The sequence below is a fragment of the Streptomyces sp. NPDC029164 genome, from assembly GCF_055563995.1.
In genome coordinates this window covers 63,559-80,407 of the sequence record NZ_JBVHWW010000021.1, presented here as the reverse complement: position 1 = coordinate 80,407, position 16,849 = coordinate 63,559, and the positions used below count along the sequence as shown (strand labels likewise).

The following is a 16,849-nucleotide window of genomic DNA, read 5'->3' as shown; positions in this document are numbered from 1 at the left end:
ACGGCTGCGACGGCCCGCCGGCGACCCCTTCGCCGGCGGGCCGTCGCGTGTCCGCCGCCGCTCCGCCGCCGGTCCGTCGACTGCTTGTCGGTCGGCTGTCGGTGCTTTGTCAGTGGCGGGTGGTCCCATGGTGGACATGACGCGAAACAACAACAAGCCCAATGCCGTGGAGGTACGGGGGCTGGTCAAGCACTACGGCGAGACCAAGGCGCTCGACGGCGTGGACCTGGACGTCCGCGAGGGCACGGTCCTCGGAGTCCTCGGACCCAACGGCGCCGGAAAGACCACCCTCGTCCGCTGCCTCTCCACCCTCGTCATCCCCGACGCCGGCACGGCCGTCGTCGCCGGGTTCGACGTGGTCCGCCAGCCGCGGCAGCTGCGCCGCACCATCGGCCTCACCGGGCAGTACGCCTCGGTCGACGAGAAGCTCTCCGGCTGGGAGAACCTCTACATGATCGGGCGGCTGCTCGACCTCTCCCGCAAGGACGCCCGCCGCCGCGCGGACGAGATGCTGGAGCGGTTCTCGCTGACCGAGGCGGCCAAGAAGGCCGCCATGAACTACTCCGGCGGCATGCGCCGCCGGCTCGACCTCGCCGCCTCCCTGATCGGCAACCCCGCCGTGCTCTACCTGGACGAGCCGACCACCGGTCTCGACCCGCGCACCCGCAACGAGGTGTGGGACGAGGTCCAGCGGCTGGTCGCCGAGGGCGCCACCGTGCTGCTCACCACCCAGTACATGGAGGAGGCCGAGCAGCTCGCCGGCGAGCTGACGGTCATCGACCGCGGCAAGGTCATCGCCAACGGCAAGGTCGACGAGCTGAAGGCCCGCGTCGGCGGCCGCACCCTGAAGATCCGCCCCGTCGCCGCCGCCGACCTGCCGGGCATGGCCCGCGCGCTGGCCGAGGCCGGACTGGACGGCGTGGCCGGTTCCCAGGCCGTGCCGGACGAGGGCGTACTGCTGGTCCCGATCCTGAGCGACGAGCAGCTGACCGCCGTGGTCGGCCTGCTGGCCGCCCGCGGGTACGCGATCGCCGACCTCGGCACGTACCTGCCCAGCCTCGACGAGGTGTTCCTGGCCATCACCGGCCAGAAGCCCACCCTCATCGAGGACTCCGTCCCCACCGAGAAGACCGAGGAGGTCGCGGCATGAGCACCGTAACCACGACGAAGCCCGCGCCCACCGCGCCCGGTCCGGCCTCGGTGGCCGCGCACCCCGGCGAGGGCCGGATCGGCCTGCGGGCCAATCTGCGGCACATCGGCGCCCTGGTGCGCCGCAACGCCCTCCAGATCAAACAGGACCCCGAGTCGATGTTCGACGTCCTGTTCATGCCGATCATCTTCACGCTGCTGTTCGTGTTCGTCTTCGGCGGCGCCGTCTCCGGCAAGGGCAACCAGGGCGAGTACGTCAGCTACCTGGTCCCGGGCCTGATGGCCATGATGGGCATGAACATCGCCATGGCGGTGGGCACCGGGGTCAACGACGACTTCAAGAAGGGCGTGATGGACCGCTTCCGGTCCATGCCGATCGCCCGGTCGTCCGTCCTCCTCGCCAAGATCGTCGTCGAGGTCGGCCGGATGCTGATCGCGATCTCGATCCTGCTCTGCGTCGGCTTCATCCTCGGCCTGTCGATCGACGGCTCGGTCCTGGACCTGTTCGCCGCCATCGGTCTGTCGGTCGTCTTCGGCGCCTCACTGATGTGGATCTTCATCCTGCTGGGCCTGACCATGAAGACCGCGCAGGCCGTCCAGGGCATGGCGATGCTGGTCCTGATGCCGCTGCAGTTCGGCAGCTCGATCTTCGCCATGCCGTCCACCATGCCCGGCTGGCTGCAGGCCTTCACGGACTACAACCCGCTGTCCAACCTGGCGGACGCCGCACGCGCCCTGATCAACGGCACTCCGGTCGGCGACTCGGTGTGGATGACGCTGGCCTGGTCGCTCGCCATCACGGCGGTCACCATGCCGCTCGCGGTGCGCAAGTTCCGCCAGAAGACCTGACCCGCGGGCCGGTCCACTCCGGATCGCGTCCCGGGCGGACACCGGCCGGGGGCCGGGTCAGATGAGGGCGGTGGCCTCCTCCATGGTGAGGCCGCCGCCTTCGGCGTACGCCTTCTCGAAGGCGGCGTCGCCGAGCACCGCCCGCCCCATCTCCTCGACGAGGGCACCGTCCTCCCGTTCCGTGGTGATCGGGAAGTGCCCGGGCGGCAGGTGGGCGCGGTAGGCGCCGAGCAGCCGGACGGCGTCGTACTCGCGCAGCGGGCCGCCGAGCGAGACGAGGGAGACGGCCCCGGTCAGCAGGTACACGGCGGGCAGCTGCGGGGCGACCATCATCACGAGCGGGTCCCGGACCCTGTTCGTGGCCTCGCGGATCCGCACCAGCGCCTCCGCGTACTCGCCTTCCCGGTTGTCCAGCCAGGCCATCGTGGCCAGGAGGAACACGTCGAAGACGGCGTACGCGCCGAGCGCGAAGTCCTCGCGCAGCGCCTGGAGCTGGGCCCGGGCCCCGGCTATCCGGCCGGTGCGGCCGAGGAGGTTCGCGAGGAACATCCGGGCGGCGGGCATCGCCTCGTTGCCGTACCCCTGCCAGCGCGCCGTGATCTCGGTGAGGATCGCCTCGGCCTCCTCGGCCTCCCCGTTCTCGACCAGCGTCCCGGCCATCCGTACCCGCAACACCGTCACCTGGGCCTTGGCGCCCAGCCGTTCGGCGTGCCCGATCGCCGCCCGGAAGTCCTCGGCGGCCAGCGCGTACATGCCGCGTTTCTCCCGCGACTCGGCGCGCGCGGACAGCGCCTCGGCGCAGCCCCAGTCGTCGCCGAGCTCGCGGAAGAGGTCCAGGCTCTCCTCTGCGTCGCGGGAGGCGTCGCCGGCCCAGTCCGCCCGGTTGGCGAGGATGTTGGCGCGGAGCTGGAGGGCGGAGGCGAGCTCCCAGCGGTAGCCGAAGGAACGGGCGGTCTCGACGGTCTCGTCCACGACGCGCTGGAGCTGCCCGGCGTCGCCCGCGATCATGACGGCGTAGATCCAGAGGAAGGAAGGCGACCGGCAGGTCTGCGGCAGCCCGGGCCGGTAGGCGGCGAGCACGCCGGCGATCTGGGCACGGACCTCGGGGGTGTCCCAGGTGTCGCTGTTCTGGTCGCGGGCGGCCAGCCGGATCAGCTGGATGCCGCGCCAGGCCTCGGTGAGCAGCTCGCCGGTGTACGGCGGGGGCGAGTCGACGATCCGCTGGAAGACGGGCTCGGCGGGGGCGGAAGGCGCCGCGAAGGGGTTGGGGCCGAGCGCGGCGGCCGCCGCGGACCAGTGCCGGGACTCGGTGGCCAGGTCGTGCATGTGCCAGTACCAGCCCAGGGAGTGGACGAGGCACAGCACCTCGTCGGCGTCGCGGGCGGCCACCGCGCGGCGCAGGGCGGTACGGATGTTCTCGTACTCGGTGACGAGCCGCTCGGTGGCGGTCCGCTGCCCGTGGCCGCGGAGCAGGGGCTCGTTGGTGCGGGCCAGTTCGCGGTAGTGGACGAGGTGGCGGCGCTCGGTGTGCTCGCGGTCGCCCTCGGCGGCGGCGAGGCGCTCGGCGGCGTACTCGGCGACGGTCTCCAGGAGGCGGTAGCGCATGCCGGAGCCGTCGGGGCCGGGGGCGGCGACGACGAGGGATTTGTCGACGAGGGAGCCGAGGACGTCGGCGGTGTCGTAGGACGGGTCGGCGCAGACGGCCTCGGCGGCGGCGAGGTCGCAGCCGCCCGCGAACACGGACAGCCGGCGCAGGACGGTGCGTTCGGGCTCGTCGAGGAGGTCCCAGGACCAGTCGACGACGGCGCGCAGGGTCTGCTGGCGCGGCAGGACGGTACGGGCGCCGCTGGTCAGGAGGCGGAAGCGGTCGTCGAGGCGGTCGGCGATCTGGCGCGGGGTGAGCAGCCGCAGCCGGGCGGCGGCCAGCTCGATGGCGAGCGGCAGCCCGTCCAGACGCCGGCAGATCTCGGCGGCCGCGGCCGGATCCTCGTCCGTACGGAAGCCAGGGCGCGCGGCGGCCCCGCGGTCGCCGAGCAGCCGCAGCGCGACGGGATCGGGCAGCGGCTCCACCGGCCGCAACGACTCCCCCGGCACACCCAGCGGCTCACGGCTCGTCGCCAGGATCTGCACGCCGGGGCAGCGCGCGAGGATCTCCTCCGCCAGCTCGGCGGCGGCGCCGATGACGTGCTCGCAGTTGTCGAGCAGGATCAGGAGCCGCTGCCGTGCGCAGTGTTCGGCGAGCCGGTCGAGCGGGGCGCCCCCGGCCCGGTCGGCCAGGGCCCGCAGTTCCTCGGCGGCGGCGCCGCGCAGCTTGGTCTCCCGCGCCCCGAGCGCGGCGAGCGCGGCCTCGGCGACGTCCTCCGGGTCGTCCACGGGGGCCAGCTCGACGAACCACACCCCGTCGGGCCATCCGCCGCGTGCGTCGTGCGCCTCGGCGGCCTCCTGCGAGAGCCGCGTCTTGCCGGCCCCGCCGGGTCCGAGCAACGTGACGAGCCGCGCCCGCGCGAGATCGTCCCCGATGACGCGGATGTCGTCCTCACGGCCGACGAAGGTGGTGAGCCGCGCCCGCAGATTTCCCGGCTGGGCCGGATAGGGGCCCGGGCCGGATCGGGCGGAACCCGCGGCGTGGACGGTGGCGCCCGGGAGCGGCCCGGCCGGGTGCCCGTCGGGGTGGGGCCAGGCGGCGGTGCCCGGCTCGGGCCGGTCCGCATGCGCGGCGGGCCCGGCGTGGGCCGGGTGCGGGGCCGTGGAGTGCGGGGCCGTGGAGTGCGGGGCCGTGAGGCGCGGGGCCGTGAGGTGCGGGGCCGTGAGGTGCGGGGCCGTGAGGTGGCGGGTGTCGCCGCCGGGGGCGGAGCCGGCCGGGTGCGGGTCGCTGCCCGGGGATCCTGCGGCCTCCGGGTTCAGGAGCTCGGTGTGCAGGGCGCGCAGGGCGGGGCCCGGGTCCGTGCCGAGCCGGGCCGCCAGGTCGCGGCGTACGGCGTCGTACGCGGCCAGCGCCTCCGACGGGCGGCCCGCGTCGCGCAGCGCCCGGATGCGCAGCGCCTGCAGCGGCTCGTCCAGGGGCTGCCGCGCGCACAGCGCGGTCAGTTCCGGCAGGGCCCGCTCCGCCTGGCCCAGGGCCAGGGCCGCCGCGAGCCGGCCCCGGCGCGCGTCCGTCCGTACGGCCTCCCAGCGCGCGGACTCCGCCCCCGGGTCGGGCAGGTCGGCGAGGGCCGGTCCGCGCCACAGGGCGAGGGCCTCCTCGTAGCGGGCGGCGGTCTCGGCCGGGTCCCGCGCCTCGGCCGCGGCCCGGGCGAGGCGCTCGAAGCGGTACAGGTCGACGTCCTCGCGTTCGGCGGCGAGCTGGTAGCCGCCCTCCGCGGAGCGCACGGCCGCGCGGCCGAGGGCCCGCCGCAGCCGGGCGACCAGCGCCTGCAGGGCGGCCGGCGCGTCGGCCGGCGGGTCGCCGGCCCACACCTCGGCGACCAGCAGCGCGGCCGGCACCACCCGCCCCGGCCGCAGCGCGAGCGCGGTCAGGAGCGCCCGCAGGCGCGCTCCGCCGACGCCGACGGGGGTCCCGTCGTCGTGGATGGCCTGGGCGGTGCCGAGAATCGCGTAACGCACCGGCCCATTGTCCCCGGACCCCGGCCCGGCCCCGAACCGTTTTCCGTTCCGTGCCCGGGATAGGTTTCCCGGCATGGGTCATCAGGGCGGCCGCGACGAGCGGCGGATCAGTTCGGTATTCCTCGGGATCTTCGCCGTCATGGCCGTCACCGGCTGGGCCGTGTGGACCGGGTACTCGACGAGCACCGGGCTCGCCGTGTTCCTCTTCGTGACGTCGGCGTGGATCGTCTCCCTCTGCCTGCACGAGTACGCGCACGCCCGCACCGCCCTGCACAGCGGTGACCTCTCGGTGGGCGCCAAGGGCTATCTGACGCTGAATCCGCTGAAGTACACGCACGCGCTGCTCAGCATCGTGCTGCCGGTGCTGTTCGTGATCCTGGGCGGGCTGGGCCTGCCCGGCGGCGCCGTCTACATCGAGCGCGGCCGGATCCAGGGGCGCTGGAAGCACAGCCTCATCTCGGCGGCGGGCCCGCTGACGAACGTGGCGTTCGCCGTCGTCTGCACGGCCCCGTTCTGGCTGGACGCCCTCGACGGGGTGCCGATGCCCTTCCGGTACGCGCTCGCTTTCCTCGCCCTGCTCCAGGTCTCGGCGGCGATCCTGAACTTCCTGCCGGTACCGGGCCTCGACGGCTACGGGATCATCGAGCCCTGGCTGTCGCACCGGGTGCGCCGGGAGGTGGAGCCGCTGGCGCCGTTCGGGCTGATCGCCGTGTTCGCGCTGCTGTGGATCCCGGAGGTCAACTTCTTCTTCTTCGGCGTGGTGCGCGACCTGCTGTCCGCACTCGGCGTGTCGGACCTGGAGACGGACTGCGGGCGCGCCCTCTACCGCTTCTGGCAGGACGCCGGCGACTTCTGCCAGGCCCGCTGACCGCCGGCGGGGCCCGCCCGGCCGGCTACGAGGTCCGCGCGGCCTTCTCGGCCTTGGCCTTGCGCAGGTAGTACCAGGCCAGGTTGGACGTGAGGCCCGCGAGCAGCACCCAGATGATCCCGAGGAAGCTGCCCTCCACGAAGGCGACGACGGCCGCGGCCACCGCAAGAACGCAGACGACAACGGCGAAGACGGCAAGGCGGGGCATGAAAGGAGCTCCTCGGAAACACTGAAGGCGGTCGAGCCCCTCCAGTGTCCCCCATGCCCCGCAGTGCCACCGTAAGGACGCCGGCGAACCCCGGCCGGCGGGGCTGAGGGTGGGGTATGGGCGGCGGGGCGGTCCGGGGAGGACCGGGGAGGACCGCTCCCGCCGTGATGCCCCGCCGTGATGCCCCGCCGCGCATGCCCCGGCGGCGGGTGTCCGGGCCCGTGGGACGTGCCGCTCAGACGTCCGTGATGCGCAGGCCCGCGTGGGCCTTGTAGCGGCGGTTGGTGGAGATGAGGTTGGCGACCAGGGATTCGACCTGGTGGGCGTTGCGCAGGCGGCCGGCGAAGACGCCGCGCATGCCGGGGATGCGGGCGGCGAGGGCCTGGACGAGGTCCGTGTCGGCGCGGGCTTCGCCGAGGACCATCACGTCGGTGTCGATCTCGTCGATCGACTCGTCCTGGAGGAGGACCGCCGAGAGGTGGTGGAAGGCCGCCGTGACGCGGGAGTCGGGGAGCAGGGCGGCGGCCTGCTGGGCGGCGCTGCCCTCTTCGACCTGGAGGGCGTAGGCGCCCTGCTTGTCGAAGCCCAGCGGGTTGACGCAGTCCACGACGAGCTTGCCCGCGAGGTCCTCGCGCAGGGCTTCGAGGGTCTTGGCGTGGCCCTCCCACGGCACCGCGATGATCACGATGTCACTGCGGCGGGCGCACTCGGCGTTGTCCGCGCCCTCCACGCCGAGGCCGAGTTCTTCGGCGGCGGTCCGGGCGCGGTCGGCGGCGCGGGAACCGATGATCACTTTCTGGCCGGCCCGGGCGAGCCGGTAGGCGAGGCCGCGGCCCTGGTCGCCGGTGCCGCCGAGGACGCCGACGACGAGGCCGGATACGTCCGGCAGCTCCCACGGGTCCTTGACCGGCGGCTTCTGCGTGCTGTCTGAGGAAGTCATGGGGGCGAGGGTACTGCCGGGTAGCCCACAGTCGAAGGGGAGGGAACCCTCCCGTACTGCTCACCCATGTCCCCTCCATGCGGCAGGATGCCCGATATGGATGCCGTGAGGGTCGCCCTGCTGCGCGAGGTGCTCGCCGGTACGCAGTGGCCGGGCGCCGCCCGGCGCTTCGCCGGCTCGCTGCGCCGGTCCGTCGTACCGGCCGGCGGGAACCTGTTGCTGGTGGGGACGGAGGGCTACGAGCCCTGGCACCTTGCGGCGCACCTGGTGGACGAGGCCGCCTGGTCGGGTCTGCCGGAGCTGGCGCCCACGCTCGTACGCCACCGGGTGCGGCCCGGGGGGCGGCCGCACCTGTCGGTGGGGCTGGGCAGGCTGGCGGCGGCCGGGCGCGGGCACACGCTGCTGGTGGTGGCGCCCGGGGAGCCCGGCGAGGCACTGCTGGAGCGCGTGCACGAGGTCCGGCGCGCGGGGGCGACCGTACTGTCCCTGGACGGCGGGAATCCGGAACTGGGCACGCTCGCGCACGAGGCGCTGTCCGTGCCGGAGGGCGGTGCCGAACTGGATCTGGACACCGTGCAGCACCTGGTCAGCGCGGCGGCCGGGGAGAACAGCCTGCCGGCGCAGCGCGGGCCGCGCCGCTTCCGGGACCGGCTGGCGCGGCTGGCCGACCAGCTGACCGCGCCGCCGCCCAGCCGCTGGTAGCCGGGGCCGCTACGGGGCCGAGGCCGCTACGGCGCCGTGCCCTCTTCTTCTTCGCGGGTCTTGTCGTTCCACTTGGGGTCGTTCTGCCACTCGAGGTTGCGTTCCTGCGCCGTCTCCATGGCGTGGCTCGCCGCCTCGGGCGTCTCGTACGGGCCGAAACGGTCCTTCGCCGGGCACTCGGGGCCTTCTTCGACCTTGTTGTGAACCAGGCAGTAGTACCACTCGCCCGCTTTGCCCACCTGGCGCTTCTTGAACAGGGCCATCGTTGTCAGGCTCCTCTCGTTACCGCTCTCTGCCGCCATGCTGCCCCATCCCCGCTGGATACACTCGCTTGCATGTCTGGCCAGTCGCTGCTCGTACCAGGCGAGCTTTCTCCCGTCCGTTCCGTTCCCGGAAACATCCGCCGGCCCGAGTACGTGGGCAAGCCCGCGCCCACTCCGTACACCGGACCGGAGGTGCAGACGGCCGAGACCATCGAGGCCATGCGCATCGCCGGCCGGATCGCCGCCCAGGCGATGGAAGAGGCCGCCAAGCTGATCGCGCCGGGGGTGACCACCGACGAGCTCGACAAGGTCGCCCACGACTACATGTGCGACCACGGCGCCTACCCCTCGACGCTCGGCTACCGCGGCTTCCCGAAGTCGCTGTGCTCCTCCGTGAACGAGGTCATCTGTCACGGCATCCCGGACTCGACCGTCCTGCGCGACGGCGACATCGTGAACCTCGACGTGACCGCGTACATCGGCGGAGTGCACGGCGACAACAACGCCACCTACCTGTGCGGGGAGGTGGACGAGGATTCCCGGCTGCTGGTGGAGCGCACCCGCGAGGCGCTGAACCGCGCCATCAAGGCCGTCAAGCCGGGCCGCCAGATCAACATCATCGGCCGGGTCATCGAGTCGTACGCGAAGCGCTTCGGCTACGGCGTGGTCCGGGACTTCACCGGCCACGGCATCAACTCCTCCTTCCACTCCGGCCTGATCATTCCGCACTACGACAGCCCGCACGCCACCACCGTCATCGAGCCCGGGATGACCTTCACCATCGAGCCGATGCTGACCCTGGGCACCCACGAGTACGACATGTGGGCGGACGGCTGGACGGTCGTCACGAAGGACCGCAAGCGGACCGCGCAGTTCGAGCACACGCTGGTGGTGACGGACTCGGGGGCGGAGATCCTGACCCTGCCGTAGCGGATCCCACAGGATTTCCCGGATCCCGGCCGCGCCCCCGGGGCGGATTTTTTTACCGACAAGACGTCGGGAACACATTGACTTAGGCAAACCTAAGTAGGAGTATCAGGCGTGGCGGCACTGCCGCCACGCCTGATTCCTCTTCCTGGAGGTCCGCCTTGGACGCCTTCTCTACGGTCATCCGCGTCGCGTCGCACGAGCAGCACACCGAGGCCGAGACGTCGACCTTCATGAGCGACCTGCTCGGCGGACGGCTCGGCGTGGACGCGTACACGCGCTACACCGAACAGCTGTGGTTCGTGTACCGGGCCCTGGAGGACGCGGCCGAGGCCCTCAGGAACGACCCGGTGGCCGGCCCCTTCATCCAGCCCGAGCTGATGCGCGTCGCCGAGATCGAGCGCGACCTCGCCCACCTGCTGGGCCCGCACTGGCAGGAGAACGTGGTGGCACTGCCCGCGACGCGGGCGTACGCCGCCCGCGTCGCGGAGTGCGCCGCCGAGTGGCCCGGCGGGTACGTCGCCCACCACTACACCCGCTACCTGGGCGACCTCTCCGGCGGCCAGATCATCCGCGACAAGGCCGAGCGCACCTGGGGCTTCGAGCGCAAGGGCGACGGCGTCCGCTTCTACGTCTTCGCGGACATCTCCAACCCGGCGGCCTTCAAGCGGACCTACCGCGAGCTGCTGGACGCCATCGCGGCGGACGACCTGGAGAAGCAGCGCATCATCGACGAGTGCAAGCGCGCCTTCGACTTCAACGGAGCGGTCTTCCGCGAGCTGGGCGAGGAGTTCCGCCTCAGCGCGTAGCCCCTTCGGGGAGCTCTGCGGGACCTCTACGGGACCTCTGCGGGAAGGGGCCGGACCAGTGCACCGCGCACCGGTCCGGCCCCTTCTGCCGTTTCAGCCGCCCGAGAAGGCCCAGAGCGTGAGGATGGAGACGAGGAGCACGTGGGGGTAGAGGAAGGCCAGGAGGCAGCCGATGCCGCCCAGGGCGAGGCGCCTCCTGCGCTGCACGTCGGTCCGGGCCGGGATCCAGGTGGCTGCCACCATCGCGAGCGGGACGGCGTACGCCCAGGCGAACGGGAACCAGACCTGGGGCAGGTAGGAGGTCGCCTGGCCGAGCCAGGCGGCCACCGGGCCCAGCGCGGTGAAGAGCGCCGCCGGCAGCCACCGCCGCCGCTCGTCGGAGTGCGGGGGCGCCGAAGTCGTCGTCATGGCGCCATTGCACCGTGCCGGCCGGCGGCCGCGGCAGCGCCCGCGTACTCACTTCCGCCGTGCGGGATACCTAGATCGTGCGAGACGCCTGGACGGCGTGCCGTTCCGGGTGGCGTTCGAAGCGGACGCGGCCGCCGATCTCGACGGTGCCGTCGGGGCCGGGGGCGGTGAGGATCTGGGAGCCGGCGCCCTGGATGATGTTCAGGGCGCGGTTGAGCTGGGCCGTCAGCAGGATCGCCGCCGAGCCGGTGGCCTCGTCCTCGGCGATGATCCCGTCGGGGCGGCGCGGAAATCCCCGGGCCCGCACGCGGCCCGCGGTCTCGTCCTCCCAGGCCCAGGCGTACAGCCAGCCCTCGCCGGGCGGCGGGGCCGGGAGCGCGTCGACCTCGGCGACGGATCCGTACTGTTCGGTGCGCTTGCCCTCGACCCACTCGGCGCGGGCCGTGATCCAGGTGAACTCCCCGTCGTCGCGGGCCCATACGGATCCGGCGGGCGGCTGGAGCTCCTCGATGTCCAGCAGCCACGCGACCCCGACCAGCGGATGTCCGGCGAAGGACATCCGCGTGCCGGGAGTGCGGATGTCGACGACCCCGCGCTCGGGGTCGTCGACGAACACCGTCTCGCTGTAGCCGAGTTCGGCGGCGAGCGCCTGCCTCGACGCGTCGTCGGGGCAGGTCCGGCCGTCGCGTACGACGCCGAGCAGGTTGCCGTACCGGCCGTCACCCGCGCAGAAGACCTTCAGCACGTCGAGATCGTTCACGCGGGAATTCAAGCACGGCTCAGACCTGGGCCGTACGCCGCCTGCGCGCGAGGAACAGCGCGCCCGCGCCGGCCGCGATCACCGCGCCGGAGGTGGTGAGCAGGGCCGCGGCCGGGATCTCGGCGCCGGTGTTGGCGAGGTTGCCGCCGACGGAGCCGCCGCCGCCCACGCTGGCGCCCGTACCGCCCGTGCCCCCGGTGGTGCCGCCCGTACCGCCCGTGCCGCCGGGGGTGCCGCCCGTGGTCGTGGGCAGGGTGGCGTTCTTGTCCACGGCCACGGAGAGGGTGAGCGGGTCGATCGCGTCGCCCGCCTTGTACATGGAGCCGGTGGTGTCGTTGGCGAAGGTCGCGGCGCCCTCGGCGGTGAAGGCGGCCGGGACGGCGTTCAGCGCGAGCACGCCGTTCTTGGTCTTGTAGTCGGTCTTCGACAGGTCGAGCGTGGCGAAGGGGACGGCCGTCTTGCTGCCGGCGGCGTTCTTGACGTCCAGGTACAGGGTGCCGGTCTTGCCGGTGGCGTCGAGGCGGGGATGGGCGAAGGTCATGTCGATGCCGTGGGCCGCGTACTGGAAGCGGAGGTTGCCCTCGAAGGAGGCGTTCAGCTTCTGCTTCTTGACGTCCAGCTCGCCCTTGCCGAAGGCGAAGTCGAAGAGGTCGCCGTTCTTGGCGGCCCCGCCGGCCGGGGTGATCGAGCCGGCGCCCAGCACGTACGTGCGGAAGGACTCCTTCACGCCCCACGTCAGCTTTCCGCTGAGGACCTTCTGCGCGCCGTCGGCCGGAGCGGTGGGCTGCGGTGCGGTGGGCGTCGGCTTCGTGGGGGTGGGCTTCGGCGGGGTGGGCTCGGGGTCCGGGGTGGGCTGCTTGAACTCCAGCTTCGCGGTGAGCGGGTCGCCCGCCTTGTTCTCGTAGCCCGGCGAACCGAGCGCGTCGGCCGCCTCCTTGGTGAGCGTGGTCCCCAGGCTGGTCATCGCCTGGCCGGCGAAGGCCACCTTGGCCAGCGGCACGTCCTGGGCCGTCGTGCCGGACTTGGTGACGTCCGCGGTGAGGTTCTTGGTGCCGGTGTCGATACGGAAGTCCGAGAGCTTGACCTCGAAGCCGTGGCCTGTCGGCGGGGCGGGCGAGGAGAAGGTGACGCTGCCCTTGAAGGCCGCCTTCACCACGTGGCCGCCGGCCGGATCGTACTGGCCGGTCGGCTCGACGAAGCGCAGCGTGCCGTCCTCGTTCTGCCTGGCGCCGTCCGCCACGGTGATGGTGCCCTTGGCCATGCCGGTCACGTAGGCCCGGTAGCTCGCGAGCACGCCCCAGTCGAGGGAGCCTCCGATGATCTCCACCGGCTGCGTCGGGGGTCCGCCGGCGGCCTGGGCGGGCAGGACGAGGGCGGTGGTGCCGAGCGCGGCGGCGGTGAGGACGGCGGCCGCGAGGGAGATCGGGCGGCGGATCGACGACATGGCTGGGAACTCCTGGGGGACAGAAGGAAGGGGAAAAGGAGAAGGGGGAGGGAACTATTCGGCGGTGGCGGCCGTACGGCGCTTGCGGACCACCAGGAAGGCGGCGCCGCCGGCCAGGACCAGGACGGCCACGGCCAGGGCGCTGAACAGCCCGGTGCGGGAGGACTGCTCGGCCTTCGCCGCGGGAGCGGGTTCGGCGGCCGTCGGGGCGGGCGCGGGCGAGGCCGTGGAGCCCAGGTCGGGCAGGGCCGGCAGCTTCGCGGTGGCGTCGAGGGCGACGGCGAGCGAGACGGGGTCCATCTCGGTGCCGGCCTTGTACATGGAGTTGAAGGCCCGCGCTCCGCCCTCGGTGAGGACGGCCGGGGCTTCGGTCAGCGTGGCCAGCCCGCCCTCGGTCTTCATGCCCCTGGCGTCGAACTCCACCAGCGGGACGGCGTTCTTGGTCTCGCTGCCGGTGGTCACGTCCGCGGACAGCACGCCCTTGCCGTTCTCCACCTTGACGCTCACCTTGCCGAGCTTGAGGTCCAGATGGGCGCCGGTGAACTGGACGGTGCCGGCGAAGGCCGCGTCAAGAGTGCCTTTCCCGCCGTCGTACGCGCCCTTGCCCTGCCCGAAGCGGAACAGCGCGCCGCCGTCCTGGGCACCCTCGGCGAGGGTCCACTTGCCCTGGCCGACCGAACCGGTGACGTACTCGCGGAAGGTGCGGCGCACCCCCCAGTCGACGGCGGCCTCGGCGAAGGCGCCCTGCGCCTGCGGGGTCTGCTCCGTGGCGCCCGGCTGCGGGGTCGCCGACGGCGAGGGCTCCGCGGCCGGGGCGGCGGCCTTGACGTCGGCGGAGAGCGAGACGGGGTCGAGCTGCGTGCCGGCCGCGTAGTAGCCGGCGAAGGCCTGGGCGCCCTGCGCGGTGAGGGTGGCCGGAACGTTGGTGAGGGTCAGCGGGCTGGTGCCGCCCTTCATGGTGATGCCGCCGAGGCCGAGCGTGGCGAAGGGCACCTGGGACTGGTTGCTGACCGCGCCGGTGTCCTTGGCCTTGCTGGAGACGTCCACGTACAGGGTGCCGCTACCGCCGCTGATCTTGACGGTGGGACGGCTGACGGTCATGTCCAGCTCGTAGACCCCGTCGGACTTCTGGTGTCCCTGGAAGGTCACCCCGCCCGAGTACGAGGCCTCGAAGGTGCCGGACGCCGGGTCGTAGGAGCCGGCCGCCGAGTGGAAACGGAACAGACTGCCGCCGACCGTGGCGGCCCCGCTCTTCAGCTTGAAACTGCCTTTTGCGACCGGTCCGGTGACATAACTCTGGAAAGACGATTTGATACCCCAGTCGAGTCGACCCCCCTGCACGGTGCCCGCCCGGGCGGCGGTGGCCGGGAGCAGGAGTCCCAGCAGGGCCGCCAACAGCGTGACGGCGAACGCGCGGACGGGTCCAGCGGACATGAACGTCCCCTCCTGGGTCTGGCTAAGCAAGGTTAGGCTAACCTAAGCTACGCACGGCCGGGTTCGTAACCCCCCGGTCCCCAGAACCTCAGTCGGACGATCAGGACGGTGCCTTCGTGCCTACGCCCGCCGCGTCACACCGCGTTCCCCGTCTCGCACTTGCCGTGGCAGCACTGGCACTCGCGCTGACGGGCTGCGGAGGTACGGCCACCACCCCGGGCTCATCCGCCCCCACCGCAGCCGCCGTTCCGGACCGAGTGGAACCACTCGCTCCGGCGCCACGGCCCGCACTGCCGGTGACGGTGCCCTCGGCCGACGGCGCCCGGGTCACCGTCACCTCCGCGGACCGCGTCGTCCCGCTGACCGGCAGCCTCAACGAGATCGTGCACACCCTGGGCCTCGGCGGGCAGGTCGTCGCCCGGGACATCACCGCCACCTTCGAACAGGCCGCCGGTCTGCCGGTGGTGACACGTGGCCACGACGTCTCGGCCGAGAGCGTCCTGTCCCTGCGCCCGACCCTCGTCATGGCGGAGACCACCAGCGGCCCCGCGGAAGCGATCCAGCAGATCCGTGACGCGGGCATCCCCGTCCTCGTCGTCGCCCCGGCCAAGTCCCTGGACGACGTACCGAAGCGCATCGACACGGTCGCCACCGCCCTGGGCGTCAAGGACGCGGGCACCCAGCTGAACCAGCGCACGGCGGACCGGATCGCCGCCGCCCGCAAGGCCATTCCCGCCACCTCCGGCAAGCAGCCACGTGTCGCCTTCCTCTACCTCCGCGGCACCGCCTCCGTCTACCTGCTGGGCGGCTCGGACTCCGGCGCGGCGTCCCTGCTGGAGGCGGCCGGCGCGGTCGACACCGGCAAGGAGTCCGGGCTCGGCAAAGACTTCACCCCGATCACCAGCGAGGCCCTCGCGGCCGCCGCCCCCGACGCGATCCTGGTCATGTCCAAGGGCCTCGAATCGGTCGGCGGCATCGACGGCCTGGTCAAGATCCCGGGCGTCGCCCAGACCCCGGCCGGCATGGACCGCCGCGTGGTCACCGTCGACGACGGCGTCCTCCTCAACTACGGCCCCCGCACCGACCAGGTACTGACCTCCCTGGTCACCCAGCTCTACGGCAAGGCCGCCTGAGGTGCCCCTCCACGACCCCACCACCGGTTCCGACGGCGACGGTCGTGTGCCCGGGCGATCCCCACAGGGCGCCAGTGGCCCAGCCGGCCACAACACAGAGCCAACGACGCCCCACACCAACCCGCGCACCGGTTCCGACGGGGACGGGCGTGTGCCGGGGCGATCCCCGCAGGGCGCCGAACACAACAAGGCTCCGCTCTCCGACCCCCCGACACGTTCGGCGCCCGAGGAGACGCCCCGGCGCGCGCCCGGCGCCGTCGGAACCAGCCCGTCGGAAGCAACCCCCGCCAAGCGGCGCAGCCAACGGGCCCTGGTCCTCACCGCCGCGCTCGTCGCGACCCTGCTCCTCCTCGCCCTCGTCTCCGCCGGCACCGGCGCCTACCGCATCCCCACCCCCGACGTACTCGCCTCCGTCCAGCACCGCATGGGCCTCGGCGGAGCCCCCCTCGACCGGGTCGGGGAGAGCGTGCTGTGGAACGTACGCCTCCCCCGCGTCGTCCTCGCGCTGCTCGTCGGCGCCAGCCTCGGCTGCGCCGGCGCGCTCATGCAGGGCGTCTTCGGCAATCCCCTCGCCGAGCCCGGCGTGATCGGGATCTCGGCGGGCGCAGCCGTCGGCGCGGTCGCCGCCATCGGCCTCGGCCTCAGCTTCCTCGGCAACTGGACGATCACCGTCTGCGCGTTCGTCGCGGGCCTGATCACCGTCAGCTCCGTCTACCTCCTCTCCCGCAACGGCGGGAAGACCGAGGTCGTCACGCTCATCCTGACCGGCATCGCCGTCAACGCCTTCGCCGGCGCCCTCATCGGCCTGTTCGTCTTCTTCGCGGACAGCGGCCAGGTCAACCAGATCACCTTCTGGCAGCTCGGCTCCCTCGCCCAGGCCACCTGGCCCAAGGTGCTCGCCGTCCTGCCCTGCGCCATCGCCGGCCTGCTGATCGCCCCGTTCTACGCACGCCGGCTCGATCTGCTCTCCCTCGGCGAACGCCCAGCCCGCCACCTCGGCATCGAGGTCGAGCGGCTGCGCCTGGCCCTCATCCTGGTCGTCGCCCTGCTGACCGCCGCCGCCGTGGCCGTCGCCGGGGTCATCACCTTCATCGGCCTGCTCGTCCCGCACCTGCTGCGCATGGCCAACGGCCCCGGCCACCGCTTCCTGGTCCCCGGCAGCGCGCTCGCCGGAGCCGTGGTCCTCGTCGCGGGCGACCTCGCCGCCCGGACCCTCGCCCAGCCCGCCGAGCTGCCGCTCGGTGTGCTGACCGCCCTGATCGGCAGCCCCTTCTTCTTCTGGCTGCTGCGCCGCACCCGCCGCAAGCAAGGAGGCTGGGCGTGACCAGCAACGAAACCAGCAGCCTGACGAG

General features: G+C 72.8%; 16 protein-coding genes. 8 read left to right on the top strand and 8 right to left on the bottom strand.

Annotation, left to right across the window (positions count from 1 at the left end):
- The first annotated feature begins 127 nt into the window (after positions 1 to 127).
- Both ACZ4VT_RS21285 and ACZ4VT_RS21280 read left to right on the top strand, forming a co-directional pair.
- A complete protein-coding gene (locus ACZ4VT_RS21285; RefSeq protein ID WP_467951692.1) occupies positions 128 to 1,150 on the top strand; it encodes an ATP-binding cassette domain-containing protein in 1,023 nt (340 codons plus the stop codon).
- Positions 1,147 to 1,998, top strand: coding sequence for an ABC transporter permease (locus ACZ4VT_RS21280; RefSeq protein WP_467951691.1), 852 nt, complete (start codon positions 1,147 to 1,149; stop codon positions 1,996 to 1,998). Before ACZ4VT_RS21285 ends, ACZ4VT_RS21280 begins: the two co-directional genes overlap by 4 nt.
- A 57-nt stretch (positions 1,999 to 2,055) precedes the next feature.
- Here the strand turns inward: ACZ4VT_RS21280 and ACZ4VT_RS21275 are convergent, their stop codons facing one another.
- Positions 2,056 to 5,601 carry an AfsR/SARP family transcriptional regulator gene (locus ACZ4VT_RS21275; RefSeq protein WP_467951689.1) on the bottom strand — a complete coding sequence of 1,182 codons (3,546 nt, stop codon included), beginning with the start codon at positions 5,599 to 5,601 and terminating at the stop codon, positions 2,056 to 2,058.
- A gap of 73 nt (positions 5,602 to 5,674) precedes the next feature.
- Here ACZ4VT_RS21275 and ACZ4VT_RS21270 point away from each other — a divergent pair, with 73 nt between their 5' ends.
- On the top strand, positions 5,675 to 6,469 hold the full coding sequence (locus ACZ4VT_RS21270; RefSeq protein ID WP_467951687.1) for a site-2 protease family protein: 795 nt from the start codon (positions 5,675 to 5,677) through the stop codon (positions 6,467 to 6,469).
- A 25-nt stretch (positions 6,470 to 6,494) separates the two neighbouring features.
- On the opposite strand, the gene ACZ4VT_RS21265 is transcribed toward ACZ4VT_RS21270, so the two are convergent.
- Positions 6,495 to 6,677, bottom strand: a complete 183-nt coding sequence (locus tag ACZ4VT_RS21265; protein WP_390783271.1) for a hypothetical protein — start codon at positions 6,675 to 6,677, stop codon at positions 6,495 to 6,497.
- A 235-nt stretch (positions 6,678 to 6,912) separates the two neighbouring features.
- Positions 6,913 to 7,617, bottom strand: a complete 705-nt coding sequence (gene npdG, locus ACZ4VT_RS21260) for an NADPH-dependent F420 reductase (RefSeq protein ID WP_362814125.1) — start codon at positions 7,615 to 7,617, stop codon at positions 6,913 to 6,915.
- A gap of 96 nt (positions 7,618 to 7,713) precedes the next feature.
- Between npdG and ACZ4VT_RS21255 the strand changes: the two genes are divergently transcribed.
- The gene (locus ACZ4VT_RS21255) at positions 7,714 to 8,319 is read left to right on the top strand and encodes a hypothetical protein (RefSeq protein WP_467951685.1); all 606 of its coding nucleotides are present in this window, start codon (positions 7,714 to 7,716) and stop codon (positions 8,317 to 8,319) included.
- A 26-nt stretch (positions 8,320 to 8,345) separates the two neighbouring features.
- On the opposite strand, the gene ACZ4VT_RS21250 is transcribed toward ACZ4VT_RS21255, so the two are convergent.
- Positions 8,346 to 8,582: a hypothetical protein gene (locus tag ACZ4VT_RS21250; RefSeq protein ID WP_030723461.1), complete on the bottom strand. Its 237-nt coding sequence runs from the start codon at positions 8,580 to 8,582 to the stop codon at positions 8,346 to 8,348.
- 72 nt (positions 8,583 to 8,654) lie between these two features.
- On the opposite strand from ACZ4VT_RS21250, the gene map reads away from it, so the two are divergent.
- The gene (map, locus tag ACZ4VT_RS21245) at positions 8,655 to 9,512 is read left to right on the top strand and encodes a type I methionyl aminopeptidase (protein WP_467951684.1); all 858 of its coding nucleotides are present in this window, start codon (positions 8,655 to 8,657) and stop codon (positions 9,510 to 9,512) included.
- A 158-nt stretch (positions 9,513 to 9,670) separates the two neighbouring features.
- Positions 9,671 to 10,318, top strand: coding sequence for a biliverdin-producing heme oxygenase (locus ACZ4VT_RS21240; protein WP_467951682.1), 648 nt, complete (start codon positions 9,671 to 9,673; stop codon positions 10,316 to 10,318).
- 93 nt (positions 10,319 to 10,411) lie between these two features.
- On the opposite strand, the gene ACZ4VT_RS21235 is transcribed toward ACZ4VT_RS21240, so the two are convergent.
- The 4 genes from ACZ4VT_RS21235 to ACZ4VT_RS21220 all read right to left on the bottom strand — a co-directional run bounded on the left by ACZ4VT_RS21235 (position 10,412) and on the right by ACZ4VT_RS21220 (position 14,364).
- Positions 10,412 to 10,726: a hypothetical protein gene (locus ACZ4VT_RS21235; RefSeq protein ID WP_467951681.1), complete on the bottom strand. Its 315-nt coding sequence runs from the start codon at positions 10,724 to 10,726 to the stop codon at positions 10,412 to 10,414.
- A gap of 70 nt (positions 10,727 to 10,796) precedes the next feature.
- Positions 10,797 to 11,486, bottom strand: coding sequence for a PhzF family phenazine biosynthesis protein (locus ACZ4VT_RS21230; protein WP_467951680.1), 690 nt, complete (start codon positions 11,484 to 11,486; stop codon positions 10,797 to 10,799).
- A gap of 19 nt (positions 11,487 to 11,505) precedes the next feature.
- Positions 11,506 to 12,930 carry an HtaA domain-containing protein gene (locus tag ACZ4VT_RS21225; protein WP_467951678.1) on the bottom strand — a complete coding sequence of 475 codons (1,425 nt, stop codon included), beginning with the start codon at positions 12,928 to 12,930 and terminating at the stop codon, positions 11,506 to 11,508.
- 54 nt (positions 12,931 to 12,984) lie between these two features.
- A complete protein-coding gene (locus tag ACZ4VT_RS21220; RefSeq protein ID WP_467951676.1) occupies positions 12,985 to 14,364 on the bottom strand; it encodes an HtaA domain-containing protein in 1,380 nt (459 codons plus the stop codon).
- 116 nt (positions 14,365 to 14,480) lie between these two features.
- Here ACZ4VT_RS21220 and ACZ4VT_RS21215 point away from each other — a divergent pair, with 116 nt between their 5' ends.
- Together ACZ4VT_RS21215 and ACZ4VT_RS21210 are read left to right on the top strand one after the other, a co-directional pair.
- Positions 14,481 to 15,497 (top strand): heme/hemin ABC transporter substrate-binding protein, encoded by a 1,017-nt coding sequence (locus ACZ4VT_RS21215; protein WP_467951674.1) that lies wholly within the window; start codon positions 14,481 to 14,483, stop codon positions 15,495 to 15,497.
- A 151-nt stretch (positions 15,498 to 15,648) separates the two neighbouring features.
- Positions 15,649 to 16,821, top strand: a complete 1,173-nt coding sequence (locus tag ACZ4VT_RS21210; protein WP_467951672.1) for a FecCD family ABC transporter permease — start codon at positions 15,649 to 15,651, stop codon at positions 16,819 to 16,821.
- The last annotated feature ends 28 nt before the right edge of the window (positions 16,822 to 16,849 follow it).

Excerpts from the sequence above, each read along its gene's own strand:
- ACZ4VT_RS21285 (WP_467951692.1), top strand. The coding sequence starts at position 128 with ATGGTGGACATGACGCGAAACAACAACAAGCCCAATGCCGTGGAGGTA.
- ACZ4VT_RS21280 (WP_467951691.1), top strand. The coding sequence starts at position 1,147 with ATGAGCACCGTAACCACGACGAAGCCCGCGCCCACCGCGCCCGGTCCG.
- ACZ4VT_RS21270 (WP_467951687.1), top strand. The coding sequence starts at position 5,675 with ATGGGTCATCAGGGCGGCCGCGACGAGCGGCGGATCAGTTCGGTATTC.
- ACZ4VT_RS21265 (WP_390783271.1), bottom strand. The coding sequence starts at position 6,677 with ATGCCCCGCCTTGCCGTCTTCGCCGTTGTCGTCTGCGTTCTTGCGGTG.
- npdG (WP_362814125.1), bottom strand. The coding sequence starts at position 7,617 with ATGACTTCCTCAGACAGCACGCAGAAGCCGCCGGTCAAGGACCCGTGG.
- ACZ4VT_RS21255 (WP_467951685.1), top strand. The coding sequence starts at position 7,714 with ATGGATGCCGTGAGGGTCGCCCTGCTGCGCGAGGTGCTCGCCGGTACG.
- ACZ4VT_RS21250 (WP_030723461.1), bottom strand. The coding sequence starts at position 8,582 with ATGGCCCTGTTCAAGAAGCGCCAGGTGGGCAAAGCGGGCGAGTGGTAC.
- map (WP_467951684.1), top strand. The coding sequence starts at position 8,655 with ATGTCTGGCCAGTCGCTGCTCGTACCAGGCGAGCTTTCTCCCGTCCGT.
- ACZ4VT_RS21235 (WP_467951681.1), bottom strand. The coding sequence starts at position 10,726 with ATGACGACGACTTCGGCGCCCCCGCACTCCGACGAGCGGCGGCGGTGG.
- ACZ4VT_RS21225 (WP_467951678.1), bottom strand. The coding sequence starts at position 12,930 with ATGTCGTCGATCCGCCGCCCGATCTCCCTCGCGGCCGCCGTCCTCACC.
- ACZ4VT_RS21220 (WP_467951676.1), bottom strand. The coding sequence starts at position 14,364 with ATGTCCGCTGGACCCGTCCGCGCGTTCGCCGTCACGCTGTTGGCGGCC.